15 protein-coding genes are annotated in these 17380 nt (G+C 42.8%); 8 read left to right on the top strand and 7 right to left on the bottom strand.

The genetic code is table 11. The features are described from left to right. Nucleotides 1–144 precede the first annotated feature (144 nt). The 8 genes from MHB41_RS18305 (at nucleotide 145) to MHB41_RS18270 (ending at nucleotide 7605) form a co-directional block, all read left to right on the top strand. Complete coding sequence (locus tag MHB41_RS18305) at nucleotides 145–1257, top strand: sugar diacid recognition domain-containing protein (RefSeq protein WP_268456229.1); 1113 nt, start codon at nucleotides 145–147, stop codon at nucleotides 1255–1257. A gap of 118 nt (nucleotides 1258–1375) precedes the next feature. After that, nucleotides 1376–2647: a GntP family permease gene (locus MHB41_RS18300; RefSeq protein ID WP_081125160.1), complete on the top strand. Its 1272-nt coding sequence runs from the start codon at nucleotides 1376–1378 to the stop codon at nucleotides 2645–2647. Between the two features lie 29 nt (nucleotides 2648–2676). Then, nucleotides 2677–3816, top strand: coding sequence for a glycerate kinase (locus MHB41_RS18295; protein ID WP_340899652.1), 1140 nt, complete (start codon nucleotides 2677–2679; stop codon nucleotides 3814–3816). 93 nt (nucleotides 3817–3909) lie between these two features. Next, nucleotides 3910–4248, top strand: a complete 339-nt coding sequence (locus MHB41_RS18290) for a zinc ribbon domain-containing protein YjdM (protein WP_034281410.1) — start codon at nucleotides 3910–3912, stop codon at nucleotides 4246–4248. Between the two features lie 262 nt (nucleotides 4249–4510). Further along, a complete protein-coding gene (locus tag MHB41_RS18285; RefSeq protein ID WP_254001501.1) occupies nucleotides 4511–4780 on the top strand; it encodes a hypothetical protein in 270 nt (89 codons plus the stop codon). Between the two features lie 495 nt (nucleotides 4781–5275). Then, complete coding sequence (locus MHB41_RS18280; protein WP_034281408.1) at nucleotides 5276–6205, top strand: ABC transporter ATP-binding protein; 930 nt, start codon at nucleotides 5276–5278, stop codon at nucleotides 6203–6205. Next, a complete protein-coding gene (locus tag MHB41_RS18275; protein WP_254001500.1) occupies nucleotides 6202–7152 on the top strand; it encodes an ABC transporter permease in 951 nt (316 codons plus the stop codon). The genes MHB41_RS18280 and MHB41_RS18275 overlap by 4 nt, the downstream gene beginning before the upstream one ends. Nucleotides 7153–7176: 24 nt before the next feature. Continuing rightward, nucleotides 7177–7605 (top strand): DUF4064 domain-containing protein, encoded by a 429-nt coding sequence (locus tag MHB41_RS18270; RefSeq protein ID WP_034281406.1) that lies wholly within the window; start codon nucleotides 7177–7179, stop codon nucleotides 7603–7605. Between the two features lie 41 nt (nucleotides 7606–7646). Here MHB41_RS18270 and MHB41_RS18265 read toward each other — a convergent pair whose 3' ends face one another. From MHB41_RS18265 to MHB41_RS18235, 7 genes are all read right to left on the bottom strand, one after another. Then, nucleotides 7647–8975 carry a citrate:proton symporter gene (locus MHB41_RS18265; protein WP_024427570.1) on the bottom strand — a complete coding sequence of 443 codons (1329 nt, stop codon included), beginning with the start codon at nucleotides 8973–8975 and terminating at the stop codon, nucleotides 7647–7649. Between the two features lie 283 nt (nucleotides 8976–9258). Beyond that, a complete protein-coding gene (locus MHB41_RS18260; RefSeq protein WP_268481250.1) occupies nucleotides 9259–11325 on the bottom strand; it encodes a beta-galactosidase in 2067 nt (688 codons plus the stop codon). A gap of 23 nt (nucleotides 11326–11348) precedes the next feature. Beyond that, nucleotides 11349–12557, bottom strand: a complete 1209-nt coding sequence (locus MHB41_RS18255) for a glycosyl hydrolase 53 family protein (RefSeq protein WP_268481248.1) — start codon at nucleotides 12555–12557, stop codon at nucleotides 11349–11351. Between the two features lie 11 nt (nucleotides 12558–12568). Further along, nucleotides 12569–13411 (bottom strand): sugar ABC transporter permease, encoded by an 843-nt coding sequence (locus MHB41_RS18250; RefSeq protein ID WP_024423962.1) that lies wholly within the window; start codon nucleotides 13409–13411, stop codon nucleotides 12569–12571. 1 nt (nucleotide 13412) lies between these two features. Continuing rightward, nucleotides 13413–14630 carry a sugar ABC transporter permease gene (locus tag MHB41_RS18245; protein WP_285854721.1) on the bottom strand — a complete coding sequence of 406 codons (1218 nt, stop codon included), beginning with the start codon at nucleotides 14628–14630 and terminating at the stop codon, nucleotides 13413–13415. A gap of 167 nt (nucleotides 14631–14797) precedes the next feature. Next, complete coding sequence (locus tag MHB41_RS18240) at nucleotides 14798–16063, bottom strand: extracellular solute-binding protein (protein ID WP_268481247.1); 1266 nt, start codon at nucleotides 16061–16063, stop codon at nucleotides 14798–14800. 172 nt (nucleotides 16064–16235) lie between these two features. Continuing rightward, nucleotides 16236–17231 (bottom strand): LacI family DNA-binding transcriptional regulator, encoded by a 996-nt coding sequence (locus MHB41_RS18235; RefSeq protein ID WP_044334886.1) that lies wholly within the window; start codon nucleotides 17229–17231, stop codon nucleotides 16236–16238. Nucleotides 17232–17380: the final 149 nt, after the last annotated feature.

The raw sequence follows: 17380 nt of genomic DNA, 5'->3' as shown, positions 1-17380 counted from the left end.
TTAACTAGACTGTCGGTCGGTCCTTGAATTGATTAAACACTTTTCAGGGTGTCTTTGTCAATGGCTGGTTTTTAAACACTTTGCATTTATTGTTCAAAGACACTATGATACATTGAATGAAAAAACCTTCAGGGGAGATGGAAAATGCAATTTTTGACCAGTGAATTGGCTCAAGAAATGGTTGAACGTACGATGCATATTTTACATAAAAACATCAATGTGATGAATGCAGATGGTGTCATTATTGGTTCTGGTGAACGAAACAGGATTGGCCAGAAACATGATGGTGCACGACTTGTGCTGACAAGCGGGAATAGTGTGGAAATTGACCAGGAGACCTCTTTGCGCTTAGAAGGAGTGAGACCCGGGATTAACTTGCCTATTTGCTTCCATGAACAAGTAGTTGGTGTGATTGGGATTACTGGTGAGCCAGAGGACATTCGGCATCATGCCGAGCTGGTGAAGATGGCAGCTGAACTGGTGTTAGAGCAATCTTTTCTGCTTGAGCGGGTTCAATGGCGTCATCGAATAGAAAGTGAAATTGTCAATCAGTTGATTTCATATTCTGATGCTGGGGATCATCAGCTGAAAAATCGAGCTGCTTGGCTGGGGATGGATTTAGACAAGCGCCGAATGGCTATTGTTTTTCAGCCAGTTCCCTCCTCAGAGGATGCTGTTCATAAATTGATGCATGCGATTCAATATGATAAGAAGGCAGATGATTTACTTGGCATGACCTTTTGTCATGAATTGATTCTTTTAAGTCAGCCCATACCTGACCATCGAGTAAAGCAGGTGGCAGGTCATCTGCAAAGAACAATGCAAAGAGCAGTTGGAGGCCAAGTGTTAGTGGGGATAGGGACTGTCGCTGACGACATCAGCCAGCTGCCCATTTCTTTTCAGCATGCGAGAGATGCCCTGAGGTTAGGAAGGGCTCTTGATCCGGAGGAAAGTATGTATTTCTTTGAGTCTTATCAGCTGGAAAGCTTATTCATGATGGCGGGAATTGCTGAAAAGAACAGTCGATGGACTGACTTTTACAAGCCTTTGACACAAGAAGCAGAGCTCGCCCATACATTAAGGGTTTACATTGAAGAGGGCGGTGATTTGCAAAGAATTGTTGATCGTTTATTTATTCATCGAAATACATTGCGTTATCGTTTAGACAAAATTCAAGGATTGACCGGAAAAGACCCTCGTCATGTAAAACAGTTAATCGAGCTTTATATGGCGCAGCTAATGACTCAATTTTCTTGATTGTGCAAATGCACAATTCGGTAGAGTGGTCAGTTAAAAAAGTTCATCCAGATTCACAACACAATCCCTTTGGGTAAACGCTTACAATTGGAGAAAGATATTTTTAGGGGGATTGAGAATGGGTGGAGATGTGACGGTAAGTACTCTGGGAGCCATGGCGGCGCTTGTGATCGCGATTGTTCTCATTCTAAAAAAAGTATCACCTGCTTATGGCATGCTGGCAGGTGCATTTATAGGCGGATTGGTTGGCGGTGTAGACATTGTTCAGACCGTCAACGTTATGATGGAAGGTGCTAAGGACATGATTCCGGCTGTCCTTAGAATTATGGCCGCAGGTGTACTGGCTGGTGTTCTCATTGAATCAGGTGCAGCGTTATCTATCGCTGAGGCCATCGTGAGAAGGCTTGGTGAGGCGAGGGCACTATTAGCACTCGCTCTTGCAACGATGATTTTAACAACAGTAGGCGTTTTTGTAGATGTTGCGGTTATTACGGTAGCGCCAATCGCACTTGCTATTGCCAAACGCGCAAAGCTCTCAAAAACGGGAATTCTCCTTGCTATGATTGGAGGAGGGAAGGCAGGAAATATCATGTCCCCGAATCCGAATGCTATTGCCGCTTCAGACGCTTTTGGTGTACCTCTGACTTCAATGATGGCTGCAGGAATCATTCCGGCTGTGTTCGGGTTGGCGGTTACATATGTATTAGCTAAAAAGCTTGCAAACAAAGGGACACCCGTTCTTGAAGAGGAAACTGGGCAAAATAAAGTTCAAATACCTGCCTTTTTTCAAGCACTGGCTGGTCCGCTGGTTACCATTTTATTGTTGGCTTTAAGACCGCTTTTTCAAATCAATATAGACCCAATGATCGCCTTACCGATTGGAGGGATTGTAGGTGCTCTTTTCATGAAAAAAGGGAAATTTCTCAATGATTATGCGATGTCGGGGCTCCATAAAATGTCAGGTGTCGCGATCATGTTATTAGGGACAGGTACACTAGCAGGAATCGTATCGAATTCTTCCTTAAAAGATGTGTTTATTCAAGCACTGGATGCATCGGGTTTACCTCCATATTTACTTGCTCCAACTTCAGGGATATTTATGTCAGCCGCGACCGCTTCGACAACAGCAGGAACAGCGGTCGCGAGTGGTGTGTTTAGCGGAACGCTGATTGGGCTTGGTGTATCTGCTCTTTCAGGGGCAGCCATGATTCATGCTGGCGCAACAGTGCTTGACCATATGCCGCACGGGAGCTTTTTCCATGCAACAGCAGGAAGTGTTCAAATGGATATCAAAGAGCGTTTGAAGCTCATGCCTTTTGAATCGTTAATCGGTTTGACGTTAACTGTTGTATCAACCATTATTTTTGGCGTTTTCCAGCTGTTTGGCTGAGGACATGACAAGAAAAGAGGGGCTTTAGGATGAAAATTGTGATCGCACCAGATTCATTTAAAGAAAGTTTATCTGCTTATGAGACAGCATGTGCCATTGAACGAGGATTTCGTTCTGTTTTGCCAAACGCAGAGTATATCAAACTGCCAATGGCAGATGGAGGAGAGGGGACCGTTCAATCGTTGGTTGATGCGACGGGCGGACACATTGTTCATCAAGTGGTCACGGGCCCGCTTGGTGAGCCAGTGAATGCTTTTTTTGGCATGTTAGGAGACGGTCAGACTGCTGTCATAGAGATGGCTGCAGCCTCTGGTTTACATCTTGTACCCCGAGAAAAACGTAATCCGTTATGGACGACATCGAGAGGAACGGGTGAATTAATACTTGCAGCGCTCGATATAGGAGCGAAGCATGTGATCATTGGGCTTGGAGGAAGTGCAACAAATGATGGCGGTGTTGGGATGATGCAAGGATTAGGTGCAGCTTTCCTTGATAACACAGGACATTCCCTGACGTCAGGCGGCGGGGCACTTCATCAATTAGCTTCAATTGATTTATCTGGACTCGATCCAAGACTGCAATCCGTCCGTCTGGAGGCGGCTTGTGATGTGGATAATCCTTTAACGGGTGAGAGAGGAGCGTCTGCTGTTTTCGGTCCTCAAAAGGGAGCAGATGAAGAAATGGTTCAAGTGTTAGACAAGAATCTGGCTCAATTTGCACAAGTAGCTGAAAAGCAGTTCAATATCTCTTTTGGAGATGCAGCAGGGGCAGGAGCGGCAGGAGGGCTTGGTGCGAGTTTATTAGGCTTTTTACAAGCCGATTTGCAAAGAGGAATCGATATTGTGCTGAAGGCTGTTCATTTTGATGACGTCATCAAGGAGGCAGACCTTGTCATTACGGGAGAAGGCCGAATTGACCGGCAGACCATTTTTGGAAAAACACCAATCGGCGTAGCCAAAGCAGCGAAGCAGTATCATCTGCCTGTGATTGGCATCGCAGGCTCTCTTGCAAAAGACAGTGCAGTCGTACACGATCATGGAATTGATGCACTGTTTAGTATCGTTCCAGGTATTACCTCTCTTTCTGAGGCGATACAAGATGCGAATCTTCATGTAGAGAGAACGGCTCGGAATATCGCGGCAGCGTTAGAAATTGGAAGAAATAAGTAAACGATGAAAAATGTTTCCTTTTCTATCACATTCCTTCTATAAGAAATGTGGTAAAATCGATATAAATGATGTAGAAAGTTGGAGGAAACAAAAATGTCTAATCTACCGAATTGTCCTTCGTGCAGCTCACCTTATACATACGAGGACGGCAGTTTGCTGATTTGTCCTGAATGTGCGCATGAATGGTCACTTGAACAAGAACAAGCGGCAGAGGAACAGCTTGTGGTCAAAGATGCGAATGGGAACCTGTTAAGTGATGGGGACACGGTCTCTGTCATTAAAGACCTAAAAGTAAAAGGTTCATCATCCGTTTTGAAAATAGGAACGAAGGTCAAAGGCATTCGTTTAGTTGAAGGCGATCATAACATTGATTGTAAAATTCCTAGCTTCGGCGCAATGAAATTAAAATCAGAGTTTGTGAAGAAGATATAAACAAAAAAAGCTATACTATTAGAACTTGCCGATGAAGGCTAAATCTGAGCAAGAAATAAGTATAAGAATGTTATAGTTGTACAAAAAACACCTAAATTGTTAAAGGAAACATATCCCTTAATAAATTAGGTGTTTTATATTTTTATACAGTTTTTAAAATGATGAGGAACTATTCAAAGGAATATCCGTATACATTATTGGAATAATTTAAGCTTATCATTTCATAAATTAATTGAGTCCAAAAAATAAATGGGAGATAAAAATGGAGTTTGGATATTTTAAGAAGCCTGTAATCAAAAAAACGACCAAATGTATACCAATTATTAATAAAGATGGTGTTAACATTGGATTTATAAAAAGATTTTATACAAATAAAGTGGAAAAGTTGATTGATTACATATTTGATGAGTTTTATGTGAATGTTGAGGTAATGGATTCGAATTCTAATATGGTTGTAACAGCTATTGAAAATAAATCCCTCCAATCCATGTTTCGTTCAAACTGGGTGATAGAATGTAAAGATAAAAGATAAAGGAAAGTTAATATTAGAAGATAGAACTAAAATCAAAATAAATCCAATGATGAAATTAGTAATAGATGATACTACATATTATCTAAAGAAGGGTTTTGCAAATAATCGTGTAAGATTAGAAAGCTCAGAGCAGACGATAGCTGAAATTACATACGATAAAATAATACCTCCTGCAACAGTGAGTATTGAAAAAACAGGGGGACTTATCTTTACATCTTATTGCATGCCTCTATTATATATTTATGTTACGAGAGTAAGGCGGGAGCGCATTTTGAATCCCACAGTCTTTAAGTAATATAGAATTAGAGTTTTTTAAATCATTACCTTAACTCTACCTTAAAAAAGGCAGATGATTCGCTAAATTTCGGCTAATCCCCTTCACAACTTTTGGGCATTGCTGTACCATATGGAAGTGTTCTTCTATTTTTGACGGATCATGGAGTTTATCAGGAAATAGAATGATAGATGATACTTAGACACAGAAGGAGAGGTAACGTGACGAACGTTTTAGAACTGCATAATGTATCTAGGCATATTCACGGGAAAAAGATTGTTCAAGACTTGAGCTTTTCTGTCCAAGCGGGCGAAGTCTTTGGCTTCTTAGGACCAAATGGTGCAGGGAAAACAACAACCATTCGTATGATGGTCGGTCTTTCTCCCATTACATCTGGTGACATTCTGATTAATGGTCATAGTATTCAAACCTCCTATCAGCATGCCATCCAACATGTCGGTGCGATTATTGAAAATCCAGAAATGTATAATCATTTAACGGCAAGACAAAATCTTGTTCACTTTGCCAGGATGAATGGGAAAGTGGATGAAGCGCGAATTGATGAGCTGTTAGAGCTAGTCAGCTTACAGCATGTGAAACATAAACGTGTGCGTACATTTTCATTAGGGATGAAACAGCGATTGGGCATTGCGCAGGCACTCATACATAGACCGAAACTGCTAATCTTAGATGAGCCGACCAATGGACTTGATCCTGAGGGAATTCGAATGATACGAGATTACTTGAGAAGGCTTGCGAAGGAAGAAGGGCTTGCTGTAATTGTTTCAAGTCACCTCATGTCAGAGATGGAATTGATGTGTGATCGCTTTGCAATTATCCAAACAGGAAAGCTGATTGCGATTGAGGATCAGCGTGCTGAGACGAAGCAGGATGATTTGGTTAATTATCGAATGAAGGTGGCAGCAGGGGAGCTTGAAGAAGCACAGAAGCTCATTGGTGCATTTGAGGAAGGCGTCACTGTAAGAGAAGAGGAGCAGTACTTATTTTTCTCTATGCCAGAACAAAAAATGCCAGAATTAATCCGTCATTTGAGCAGCGCGTCTATTCATTTGTACGAGATCAAAATTGAAAAACAAACCTTAGAAGATAAGTTCTTAAGCTTAACAGGTAAAAAGGAGGCAGACGTATGATTCGCCTCATTCAAAACGAGTGGATGAAAATCAGTTATCGTGTTGGAACTTGGATTATGGTTGGGCTTCTTGTATTAGGTATGGTTGCCACGCTGATCTTTGTAGTGAAAACAAATGACAAAGATCAAGCTTCAGGTGATTGGAAAACCCAGCTAGAAATGATGAATAAGGAAAACAAGAAGGAGCTCAAAGAGACAGAGAATGGTTTCTTTAAAAGAGAGCTTGAAAAAGAGATCACTATTAATGATTATCGAATCAAGCATAACTTGCCGCCGGCTGATCAGTTTAGCGACAGTGTATGGGACTATGTGAAAACAAACGCCAATTTACTTCAGCTAGTCGGTGTGTTTGTGATCATTATTGCTTCCACCATTGTATCGGCTGAATACAAGCATGGTACAATTAAATTATTATTGATTCGTCCACCATCAAGGCTAAAGATCCTAATATCTAAATATATTACGGTGCAGCTGTATGCTCTTTTACTTGTTGTGGTGCTATTTATCTTGTCATTCATATTGGGTGCTATTTTCTTTGGACTTAACACTGATTATGTGAATTTGGTGTATCAAAATGGTGAAGTGATTGAACGTTCACAGTTTGCCAATATGGTCTATTATTATCTCGCTCATTGTGCAATGTTTGTCGTTTTGGGAACCCTTTCGTTCGCCATTTCTACAGTGTTTAGAAGTGAGGCTATCTCCATTGCCATTAGTGTGTTAGCGTATATTGTGGGTGGATCAGTCACAGGTATTTTAATGCTCTTCTTTGATTGGTCAAAATATCTGTTATTTGCAAACGATCCATCCCAATACTTTATGGAACAGGTTACTGTTATCGAAGGTATGTCCCTAGGATTCTCACTAATCGTCCTAGTCATCTATTGGGCTATTTTCTTAGCCATTGCCTTAATCGTCTTTCAAAAGCGAGAAGTGAAAACAGGTTAATTTAACTTTTTAGGAGGTTTACACATGATTAAACGTAAAGGTGAAAAAATTATGGGGATTATTAGTATTGTCCTCAATGCCATTGGTGTCGGGTTTGGGGCATTAATCCTTTCTGTGGGTCCATCATTTTATGATGAAATCAATGAAGTGTTAAAAGAGGAAGGGGAAACATTGCCGATTGAAACACTTCAAGCTTCTGTCAATGCATTTGGTACTCAGTTTATGGTCGTTTCCGCAATTGCGGCTGTGCTGTCGATTGTAGGTGTGATTTTCTTGAAAACTGACCGTCGTGCCGTGCTTTCAGGTATTCTTTTCTTGGTTTCTGCTGTGACTCTTTTAATTGGAACAGTTGGCCTTGCATTCGCTCCAATGGTTCTATTGTTTATCATTGGATTAATGTCTCTTATTAGAAAGCCGAATTCAGACATTCACACAAGTGAATATCCTTCATAATGAAAGAAAAGACATGCGCATATCCGCGCATGTCTTTCTTTTTAAATGATGCCAATCAGCATCGCCACAAACAGAAGGATAATACTGAATCCCCACATCCAAAAGAAGGAGTAGCGGATGTGTTTCCCCATATCAACCCCTGCAAGACCTACCGCGAGCCAAACAGCGGGAGCAAGCGGGCTGACAAAGGTTCCGATGATGTTCCCAATCATCATGGCATATGCCGCAGAAGTGCCTGGTACGCCAACTTCAGATGTAATGGATTCAACAATTGGCAGAAGGGCGTAATAATAGGCGTCTGTACTTGTCAGCATATCAAGCGGTACTCCAAGCATACCGACAATAATATGTAAAAACGGCAGCAAGAAGGCTGGTAAAATGTGAATACTGTCAACAGCAATGGCTTTCAGCATCCCTGTGCCTTCAAGAATTCCTAAAAATGACCCTGCGGAGAAAATGACAGCCGCCATCATCAGCGCACTAGGTGCGTGGGCCTTGATCCTTTCCATTTGTAGATTCACATTCGGAAAGTTAATCAACAGTGCAAGTGACAGGCCAATCATAAACATAAAACTAGCAGGCATCACGTTCAATACGAGAAGTACCACAACACACAAAAACAGAACAAGGTTCACCCAAATGAGATGATAACGCTTTAAAGAGGCGTCTCCCGTTTCACTAATAGACTGAATGGCACGATCCCAATCTGCACCTTCTAGTTGAACCGCAGCTATTTCATTTGCAGCAATTTTCACCCGAATTCGCTTTTCTTCCCTCTTTCCTAAAATGAATGCCATTCCTAACACGAGCACAACGCCAATGAGCTGAATTGGTATGAGTGGCACCCAAAGCTCAGAGGGGTCCATATTCAGGACACTGGCTGCCCGTCCAGTCGGTCCGGCCCATGGAATCATATTGGTTAATCCGGCGCTTGTCCCGATTAATAACAGCAGTAAATAAGGGCTCATATGTAATTTTTTATAAAGTGGAAGCAGTGCAGGTACAGTTAATAAAAAGGTCGTAGCCCCTGCTCCGTCTAAGTGTGCGATCACCCCAATCAAAGCAGTTCCCATTGCAACTGTGACAACATTTCCTTTTGTCAGCTTGATTAAAGTTTTTATTACAGGTTCAAAGAACCCTGTATCTTGCAAAATGCCAAAAAATAAAATGGCGAAGATAAACATGGTCGCCACCGGCAATACTTTGATAATCCCTTCCTCAAAGAAGGTTTGAATGTCATTGATCCCAAATCCCGCAATGAGTGCCCCTATTAAAGGCACCATGACCATGGCGACAATTGGACTTGCTTTCCCCCAAATCAGCAGCACAACAATCGTTAAAATAATCATCAATCCAACAAACGTTAACATAAGCCCCTCCCCCTACAAATAAACCGTTTACATTTGTCTATACTTTTCATCCAATGCATTCCCACAGCTGCATTGAAAAAAAAGGGTATCAAATTTATGAGTATGAAGCAACCGCTTTCATACCTATACAATGGTAAAAAAGGATGGAGAGACCAGTCGTGTCGCGGCATCAAATATTGTAAAAAAATTTAGATAAAAATAACGATTAAAGTTCACAATGATTAATATGGGTATTTAGACTTATTAAATCAAAAAGCGCCCAATAAATGGACGCTTCTTTCAACTATTTTTTCAAGATGACATACTCGTAAGGATCAAGTTGAAGCTGCTCAGACACTTGCTGTCCAGTCAGCATATTCTCATAACTTGCCTCTGAATCTAGTGACATGTTCTGCTGCTCTTCTGTGAAATTCATCAAAAACACATAGTCCTGCGTACCGTCTGTTCGTTTTTGTACACTGACTCCTTCTGGAATTGCAGTGGATAGGACGGGCTGTATGCCAATTCCTGCGATAAGGTCTTCGTAAAACTCATCATAAAAAGCCTGCTCATTTTCTGAGGCCATATAGTATGCTTTCCCTCTTTCTAATGAACGGACAGTCAGGGCCGGCTGTCCTTCGTAGCAGCCATTCTCAAAATGCCCTAGCACAGAGGCCGTCTCAGGGTGTATGGATTCGCAGTATTGTCCGACATGATACGTGCGTCCATTCCCTGTGGTCATTAACACATGTTCATCAGGCATCAATGTGTTGATTTCCTCTGCCCAGATGCCAAGTACATGGCGGAGAGGACCAGGGAAACCGCCGAGGAAACAGAGATCATTTTCATCGACTATGCCGCTCCAGTAAGTCGCGATAAAAATGCCGCCCTCTTTGACAAAGGCTTCAATTTTTTCTGCAACGCCTGGTTTGATCATGTAGAGCATTGGCCCAATGAGCACACGATAGGATGAGAAATCTTTTTCCATTCCGACAATGTCAACAGGGATGCCTTTTTTCCAAAAGCTTCGATAGTGAGTTTGACAAGCCTCTACATAGCGTTTGTTTGTGTTATTTAAGCCTTGCGCATCATCAATGGCCCAGTGATTTTCCCAATCATAAATGATGGCGACCTCTGGCTGAACGGATGTGCCCGCAATTGGGCCCAGCTGCTCCAGTTGTTTCCCTAGATCAGCTACCTCTTGAAACACGCGCGTATGTTCATGACCAGAATGATCGACAACGGCACCGTGGAATTTCTCAGAGGCGCCTCGGCCTTGCCGCCACTGGAAATAAAGCACGGAGTCTGATCCGTGAGCAATTGCCTGCATGGCAGAAAGGTGTGCCATGCCTTTATGTTTGACCTTGTTCACTTCATGCCAGTTTACAAGGCTAGGCGTACTCTCCATGACGAGAAACGGCTGTCCGTCCTTTAAGGAACGATACAAATCATGTACAAAGGCAACGTTTGATGCTAATTCGGCCGTTGTTTCTCTGCCGCTATGCCAAGCAGGATAGCTATCCCATGAGATCACATCGACCTCTTTTGCAAATTGATGATAATCCAGCCCAAGGAATGGACGCATATGCGGATAGTCGCCCATAAAGTTCGTGGTTACTGGAATATGAGGCGTCAATTCCCGCAGCGGCTTAATTTCATTTTGATAAAAATTGATCGTTTGTGCTGTGACAAAGCGCTTCCAATCCAGGTTCATGCCGTGAATCATGTGCTCCCCATGCGGTGCAGGTGACTCGATTTGTGACCAATCACTATACGTATGGCTCCAAAATCCTGTCCACCATGCTTGATTCAAAGCCTCAAGATCATGATTGTATTTGTCCTTCAAATAGTCTCGAAATGCTTCCTGGCACAGGTCGCAATGACACTCGCCGCCGTACTCATTCGAAATGTGCCACATGATCAGTGCGGGATGATCCTTGTAGCGTTCCGCCAGCAGCCGGTTGAGTGCGTTCGTTTTTTCTCGATAAACCGGAGAGGTGAAGCAATGATTGTGGCGCAGTCCATGTAAGTTACGCTGACGATTCGCTTCGACGCGCAATACTTCTGGATATGTTTGTGACAGCCAAGCAGGTCTTGCTCCGCTTGGCGTTGCGAGAATGGCGTGTGCCCCCTGCGCTGCTAAGCGGTCCATGATGTCATCCAGCCATGCAAAGTCATACTGACCTTCTTTTGGCTCTAGCTTACTCCATGCGAAAATGTTGATGGAGAATGTTTGACAGTGTGCAAGCTTCATTAATCGAAAATCTTCGTCTATGATCTCTGGCATATGGAGCCATTGATCTGGATTGTAATCGCCACCATGCAAAAAGCCTTTCACATTTGGGTGAACGAGTGGGTAACGCTTTCCCATTTTGTCACGTCCTATCCTTTTAGTTACGGTGTCATTTGTTTAAATACATCAAGAGATGGCAGTGCTTTTCCGTTGAAATCAAACATCGCTTGATTTTCCCACGCATTTCCGACAGTACCGGTTGTTTGAATGTAAGCCAGCCCGTATTGACTAGACCACGGAGCACCTTTCGCTGGAATCCAAAGCGGCTCCCAATAAAAGAACCCCTTCCCGCGGTTGTTGTTTACTTGTGAAATTTTTTCGGATAGATCTCGTATAAAAGATGCCTGGCCTTGAGGTGAGGCTGGATAACCGGCTGTATTGACAGAGTCTTGGTTAAATGAGTTATCTAGGTTGTCACCGTTTGCTGTCGTAAAGCCGTAAGCAGTTTCTACCACGATGACGTCTTTGTTATAGCGGGCACTAATATCATTCATATTGGACGTAAGACCGCTAAAACCGCCGTCCCAATACGGGTAATAAGATAAACCGATCGTATCGAAGGAGACGCCTCGTTTTGTGATTTCATCAAACCACCAGCGGGATGCACCATTGTCTCCGCCATGTGCAAGGTGAAGCATGATTTTGATGTTTGAATCGACAGAGCGGACGGCATTTGTGCCAGCTTTTAGCAAAGCAGCGAGCCGGTCAAATTCACCACCGCCTTCACCCCAGCTTTTTCCGTTTGGCCACAGCATACCTGAGTTCAACTCATTTCCGACCTGAACCATGTTCGGCAAGGCATTTTGCGCTCTCATCGCTTTGAGCACATCGCCTGTGTATGTGCCGACCGCTTTTTCTAAATCGCTTTGTGAGAGGGATGCCCACGCTTTCGGTTTGAATTGTTTACCGGGGTCAGTCCAGAAATCACTGTAGTGAAAATCAAGCAGCACTTTCATGTTTTGTGCTTTTGCACGTTTCGATAAAGCGATGGCTGTATTGAGATCATTTGTGCCGCCGTTATAGGCCCGCCCTTGATTGTCATATGGATGGTTCCACAGTCTGATACGCACATAGTTGACGCCTTTATCCTTTAATAGCTTGAGCGGATCAACCTGCTGTCCGTTCTGGTTGTAGTATTTGCCGCCGCTTTTCTCTACTTCTGCAAGCATAGAGATATCGGCTCCCTTGATGAAATCACCTTGCAGGCCATTGACCGGTTTCACAGAAATCGTATCGGCCCTTGCTTCAGGCAGAATACCTAATCCCATCAGAAAGAAAACGACAACAGTGACAAGCAACCATTTCTTCATCAAATCTCCCCTTATCCTTTTGTCCCGCCTTGTGTAAGGCCGGATACAAATTGTTTTTGTAAAACAAGAAACAATAAAGCAACTGGAATCGCAATGAGTAAAGCCCCGGCTGCAAAGGTCGTGTAGCTGGCACCCATTTTATCTGACACAAGATTGTACAGACCGATTGGGAGCGTATACATTTCGGGTGAGCGGACAATGACACTGGAGATGATGAAATCACCCAGTGGTCCTGTAAATGAGTTGATGGCAACAACGGCTAAAATCGGCTTGGCAAGCGGCATAATAATTTGGATGAAAATCCGGAAATGCCCTGCGCCATCCATTCTGGCTGATTCATCGAGATCCTTTGGAATCGCATCAAGATAGCCTTTCATTAAATACGTATTCATCGGAATTTGTCCGCCTGCATAAATCAAAATCAATGCGAGGTGGCTGTTAATGAGTCCAAGCATTTGAGCGAGAACAAAAATCGCAATCAGCGCTGAAAATTGAGGAATCATTTGCAGCAGCAAAAAGAGCATCAGCCCATTTTTTCGTCCTTTGAAGCGGAATCTGGAAAAGGCATAGCCTGTAAAACTGACAAGAACCAGCGTTAAAACCATTGTGGCAATGCTGATCTTCATTGAGTTCCAATACCATTTTGCATAAAGTGCCCCCTGACCGAAGAAGAGTTCTGTGAAGTGGCTGAACGTTGGATTCTTCGGAAACATGCTTGTACTCATGAGGCTGTTCCCAGGGTTAAAGGAAGCACCGATCGTCCAAAGCAGTGGATATAGAATACAAATGGAGGCAATGAAAAGGATAAAATATGTGATGCTCAGGCGAATGAGCTTGTTTTGTTTTGATCCCATATCACATCATGTCCTCCTCTTTGAATGAATTCGTTCTCTTAAACTGCCAGAGTGCAATGGCGATGACAAAGATTGAAAGTAAGATCGTGACAGCGGCAGCGAGTGCATATTGAGAAGACTGCATCGTGAGTTTGTAAATCCAAGAAACCAAGATGTCCGTTCCCCCAGCAGTTGAGCCAGCCACAGGCGGTCCTCCGCCATTAAATAAGTAGATGATATTAAAGTTGTTAAAGTTAAACGTATATTGCGTGATTAATATAGGCGCAATGGAATAAAGGACAAGCGGTAACGTGATGGACCGGAATTTCTGAAAGAAGTTTGCCCCATCAATGGTCGCAGCTTCGTATAGATCCTCTGGAATCGCCTGCAGAACACCGGTTGTCATAATGAAAACAAAAGGAAATCCAAGCCAAGTCTGCATCGCAATGAGGGCAATTTTGCTCCAAAATGGATCTGTCAGCCATGGTTTTGGATCAATTCCAATCGATGCAAAAAGTGTGTTGTTAATGGCTCCAAATGTATCGTTGAACAGTCCGGCAAACACCAAAATGGTCACAAAACCCGGAACAGCCCAAGGGAGAATCAAAATGGTTCTAAAAAACCGTTTTCCTTTTAAATCCTTCTGATTGAGCAGAACCGCTAGAAAGATGCCGACAGCACATTGAAGGGTCGAAGCAGCCAGCGTCCATACGACGGTCCAGCCAAGTACATCAATGAAAGTGTCTCTCCAAATATCAATTGAAAAGATATTTTGAAAGTTCTTGATCCCTACCCAATCGATCAGATTGGCAGGAGGCGAGTGGTATAAATCGTAGTTCGTAAAGGCAAGCGCAAAGCTGAACATAATAGGAAAGACAACAGAAAAAAGAAGTAAAAAGAAAGCAGGAGTGCTCATTAAGTAAGGAAAGCCTTGGTCGATCAGCTGATGATATTGAGCTCGGATGGAATGGAGCGGAACCCCTTGATCACGTTTCTTTCCGTTCATAAAAGCATCACGCATCATGAGTACGTAAAAGCCGATACCAAAACCAGCTGTTAACAGCGCAATAATCCCTTTTGCCAAAAGAAAAACAGAGTTGTCACGAGGCAGCATCGTCCCAAGTGTGAACAGCCCCCAGAAGCCAATATTGAATAAATCATAAAATACGATGAAAAAAGAAACACCGAACAGGAAAAAAAGTGCCCCTTTGCCGTACTGCTTGTTGTACATCTGCCCCATCCCGGGTATAAGAGAGAACATTAGCGCCCGTCTCCGGTGTGTCTTTGATTCCACTATGTGTGTGCGGTCTAGTTCAAGGTTACCCGTCACGTCTAACACCTACTTCATATGAAATTAGCTCAAATACGGGCAGCTTGATAGACTTAAAGGCTACCCGTGTTTGATGATTATTTAGAATGGTTTGCTTTAATTTGAGAGTCGATTTGATTGACGGCATCATCAAATGCCTTTTTCACATCTGTCCGGCCGGTTGCAATGAGACCTAATGCGCTGTCAATCGGCTTCCACACCTCTGCCATTTCAGGGGTATTCGGTGTCAGCGTGGCATATTTCGTTTGTTTTGAAACAGCATCCGCATTGGCGTTTCCAGTAATAATTGGATCCTTCATCAGCTTTTTCACTGGTGGAATTTCCTCTGTCACTTCGAATCGCTTCTTCGAATTTTTTTCATTCGTGATAAACTCAACAAATTTCTCAGCAAGTTCTTTATTTTTAGAATAAGAGGAGACGTTGTAGCTCTTTACACCTAAGAATGAGCTCATATGCTTTCCGTTAGGGAGTGTTGGCAGCTCTGTTACGCCATAGTCAATTCCTGCTTCTTTATATGGACCAAATGACCATGGACCAGAAATGACAGCTGCTGCCTTTTTCTCTGTGAATAAGGAGTTGAGGACATTGATTCCTTGTTCACCAATGATGCCTTTCGGGAAAAGTCCTTCGCTAAAGAATTTTTGAATGTATGCTCCGCCTTTGATGGCGCCATCGTTATTAAGACCAATATCATTGACATCATAGGAGCCATCGCTTTTCTGTTTGAAAATATAGCCTCCTGATCCGCCTAACACACTTTGTGCATAGTAAATTTCATCCCATTTCGCTACAAAACCGTATTTCCCGTCTTTTGTTAGCTTTTTCGAAAGGTCATACCAGCCATCAAGTGTAGTTGGTGCCTTTTTGACAAGGTCTTTGTTATAGAAAAGCACTGTCGTTTCAACGGATTTAGGAAGGCCATACAGCTTGCCGTCTACCGTTTGTGATTGAATGGATTCGTCTGTAAAGGAATCGATCACTTTTTGATCAGGCTTGATTTCCTGTAACAGCCCCTCAGTGACGGCTGATCCAATTTGATCGTGAGGCATCGTGATGACGTCTGGGCCTGTCCCAGCTGCTCCATCAAGGCGGAGAGCTTCGATTTGGTCGGCATACGCTTTTTCGACCACTTTGATTTTCACATCGTTTTGTTTTTCAAATTCTTTTACAGCGTCTTGAATCCCATCAGACTTTTTGACATCCTCCCATACTAGCAAGGTCTTTGTACCTGTAGATGCTGGCTGTGTCCCGCTTGAATTGTCATCTCCTGGCCCGCATGCTGAAAGCAGAAGCACAGCAGTACCAACGACTGCTGATAATGTCGCCCATTTTCCCTTTTTCATTGGTAATCCCCTCTCGTTCTTTTTTCACAGATGATAAGAAAACGCTTTCTTAATGTGAGAATATCAACTTAAGTAAAAAAAGTAAACATATTTTATTAAATTTATTAAGTAAAATTTTTTACTCATATAGAGAGAAAAGAAGCCCTCCACTTTGGCAGGACTTCCAGTTTGTTTATATGGTGCTTTTTCGAAAGACAGGCTCTGAGGCAATCAGAACAGTCTTAGGCAATGTTCTGCCGTCCACAAGTCTTTCTAAAAGTAAATCGATCGCTGTCTCACAAAGTAATGACGTATGGATGTGATACGTGGTGAGCGGCGGCGACACATATTGAGACACATGAATATCGTTGATACTAAAGACGCTGACGCGATTCGGCAGAGAAAATCCGCGCTCATTTAATGCTTGTAAGCAGCCGATGGCAAGAGGGTCACTAGCGACACAAAAAGCGGTGGGCAGATCATCACCAAGCTCGTCGATCGCCTTCATCATCAGCGAGTAGCCTTCATCTACTGAGAAATGGTGGCCGATATAGACCAATCGCTCATCAAGCATATGGCGGGCCAGCATGTATTCACGGAAAGTCGTTTCACGAATATCTGGAATGTGCACGTTCGTATTGAGATCAAGGTCTGTACCGCCAATGAATCCAATGGATTGGTGCTCTTTTTCGATAAAGGAATCGATGATCTTTTCAACAATTCGTTTCAGGTTCGGCTTTACAGAATCAAAACGGTCTTCATCTGGCGTTGTATCAATAAAGACAATATGCGGAGTGATCGCATATAATTGGTCAAGCTCTGACGTTTTAAAGCGGCCGATGGCGATGATTCCTTCTGTAGCAGAATCAATGGAATGAAGCCCATCAGACGGATTGTAAGCGGTGACATTTAAGCTCCGAGTATTGGTGAGTTCCTCAATGCCGAGTCGAATGGATTTAAAATAAATATCTTCAAGCTCTTCCTTTTCGGTCATCCAATAGAGAAAGGCGATTTTTTTTAATGAATGTTTGAATGTCTTCTTTTGGTAGGACAAAGCTTCTGCGGCGGCATATACTTTTTCGCGTGTTTGATCGGTGACAGATAGGTTGGGATCTTGGTTCAGTACGCGAGATACCGTTGCAATGGATAAGCCTGCTTTTTCTGCAATGTCCTTTATTTTAGCTGCCAAATCAGCACCTCCTATAGAAAATATCTCCTCTTAGTATAGAGTCTTTAAAAAAATTAGTAAATATTTTTATTAAATTATTTTCGTTTAGGCGGTTCTTTACGTGCTGGAGAGGAATTAGTAAGATATATATAGGTAAGGTGTTGGATTAA

It is taken from the genome of Bacillus sp. FSL H7-0578 (assembly GCF_038630855.1).
Lineage (GTDB): Bacteria > Bacillota > Bacilli > Bacillales > Bacillaceae > Bacillus > Bacillus safensis.
Note: the sequence above shows the minus strand (reverse complement) of the source record. Positions and strands in the feature narration are given on the sequence as shown.

What these genes read in the sequence shown, in the direction of transcription:
- MHB41_RS18305 (WP_268456229.1), top strand. Translation starts at nt 145, where the DNA reads ATGCAATTTTTGACCAGTGAATTGGCTCAAGAAATGGTTGAACGTACG.
- MHB41_RS18300 (WP_081125160.1), top strand. Translation starts at nt 1,376, where the DNA reads ATGGGTGGAGATGTGACGGTAAGTACTCTGGGAGCCATGGCGGCGCTT.
- MHB41_RS18295 (WP_340899652.1), top strand. Translation starts at nt 2,677, where the DNA reads ATGAAAATTGTGATCGCACCAGATTCATTTAAAGAAAGTTTATCTGCT.
- MHB41_RS18290 (WP_034281410.1), top strand. Translation starts at nt 3,910, where the DNA reads ATGTCTAATCTACCGAATTGTCCTTCGTGCAGCTCACCTTATACATAC.
- MHB41_RS18285 (WP_254001501.1), top strand. Translation starts at nt 4,511, where the DNA reads ATGGAGTTTGGATATTTTAAGAAGCCTGTAATCAAAAAAACGACCAAA.
- MHB41_RS18275 (WP_254001500.1), top strand. Translation starts at nt 6,202, where the DNA reads ATGATTCGCCTCATTCAAAACGAGTGGATGAAAATCAGTTATCGTGTT.
- MHB41_RS18270 (WP_034281406.1), top strand. Translation starts at nt 7,177, where the DNA reads ATGATTAAACGTAAAGGTGAAAAAATTATGGGGATTATTAGTATTGTC.
- MHB41_RS18265 (WP_024427570.1), bottom strand. Translation starts at nt 8,975, where the DNA reads ATGTTAACGTTTGTTGGATTGATGATTATTTTAACGATTGTTGTGCTG.
- MHB41_RS18260 (WP_268481250.1), bottom strand. Translation starts at nt 11,325, where the DNA reads ATGGGAAAGCGTTACCCACTCGTTCACCCAAATGTGAAAGGCTTTTTG.
- MHB41_RS18255 (WP_268481248.1), bottom strand. Translation starts at nt 12,557, where the DNA reads ATGAAGAAATGGTTGCTTGTCACTGTTGTCGTTTTCTTTCTGATGGGA.
- MHB41_RS18250 (WP_024423962.1), bottom strand. Translation starts at nt 13,411, where the DNA reads ATGGGATCAAAACAAAACAAGCTCATTCGCCTGAGCATCACATATTTT.
- MHB41_RS18245 (WP_285854721.1), bottom strand. Translation starts at nt 14,630, where the DNA reads ATGGGGCAGATGTACAACAAGCAGTACGGCAAAGGGGCACTTTTTTTC.
- MHB41_RS18240 (WP_268481247.1), bottom strand. Translation starts at nt 16,063, where the DNA reads ATGAAAAAGGGAAAATGGGCGACATTATCAGCAGTCGTTGGTACTGCT.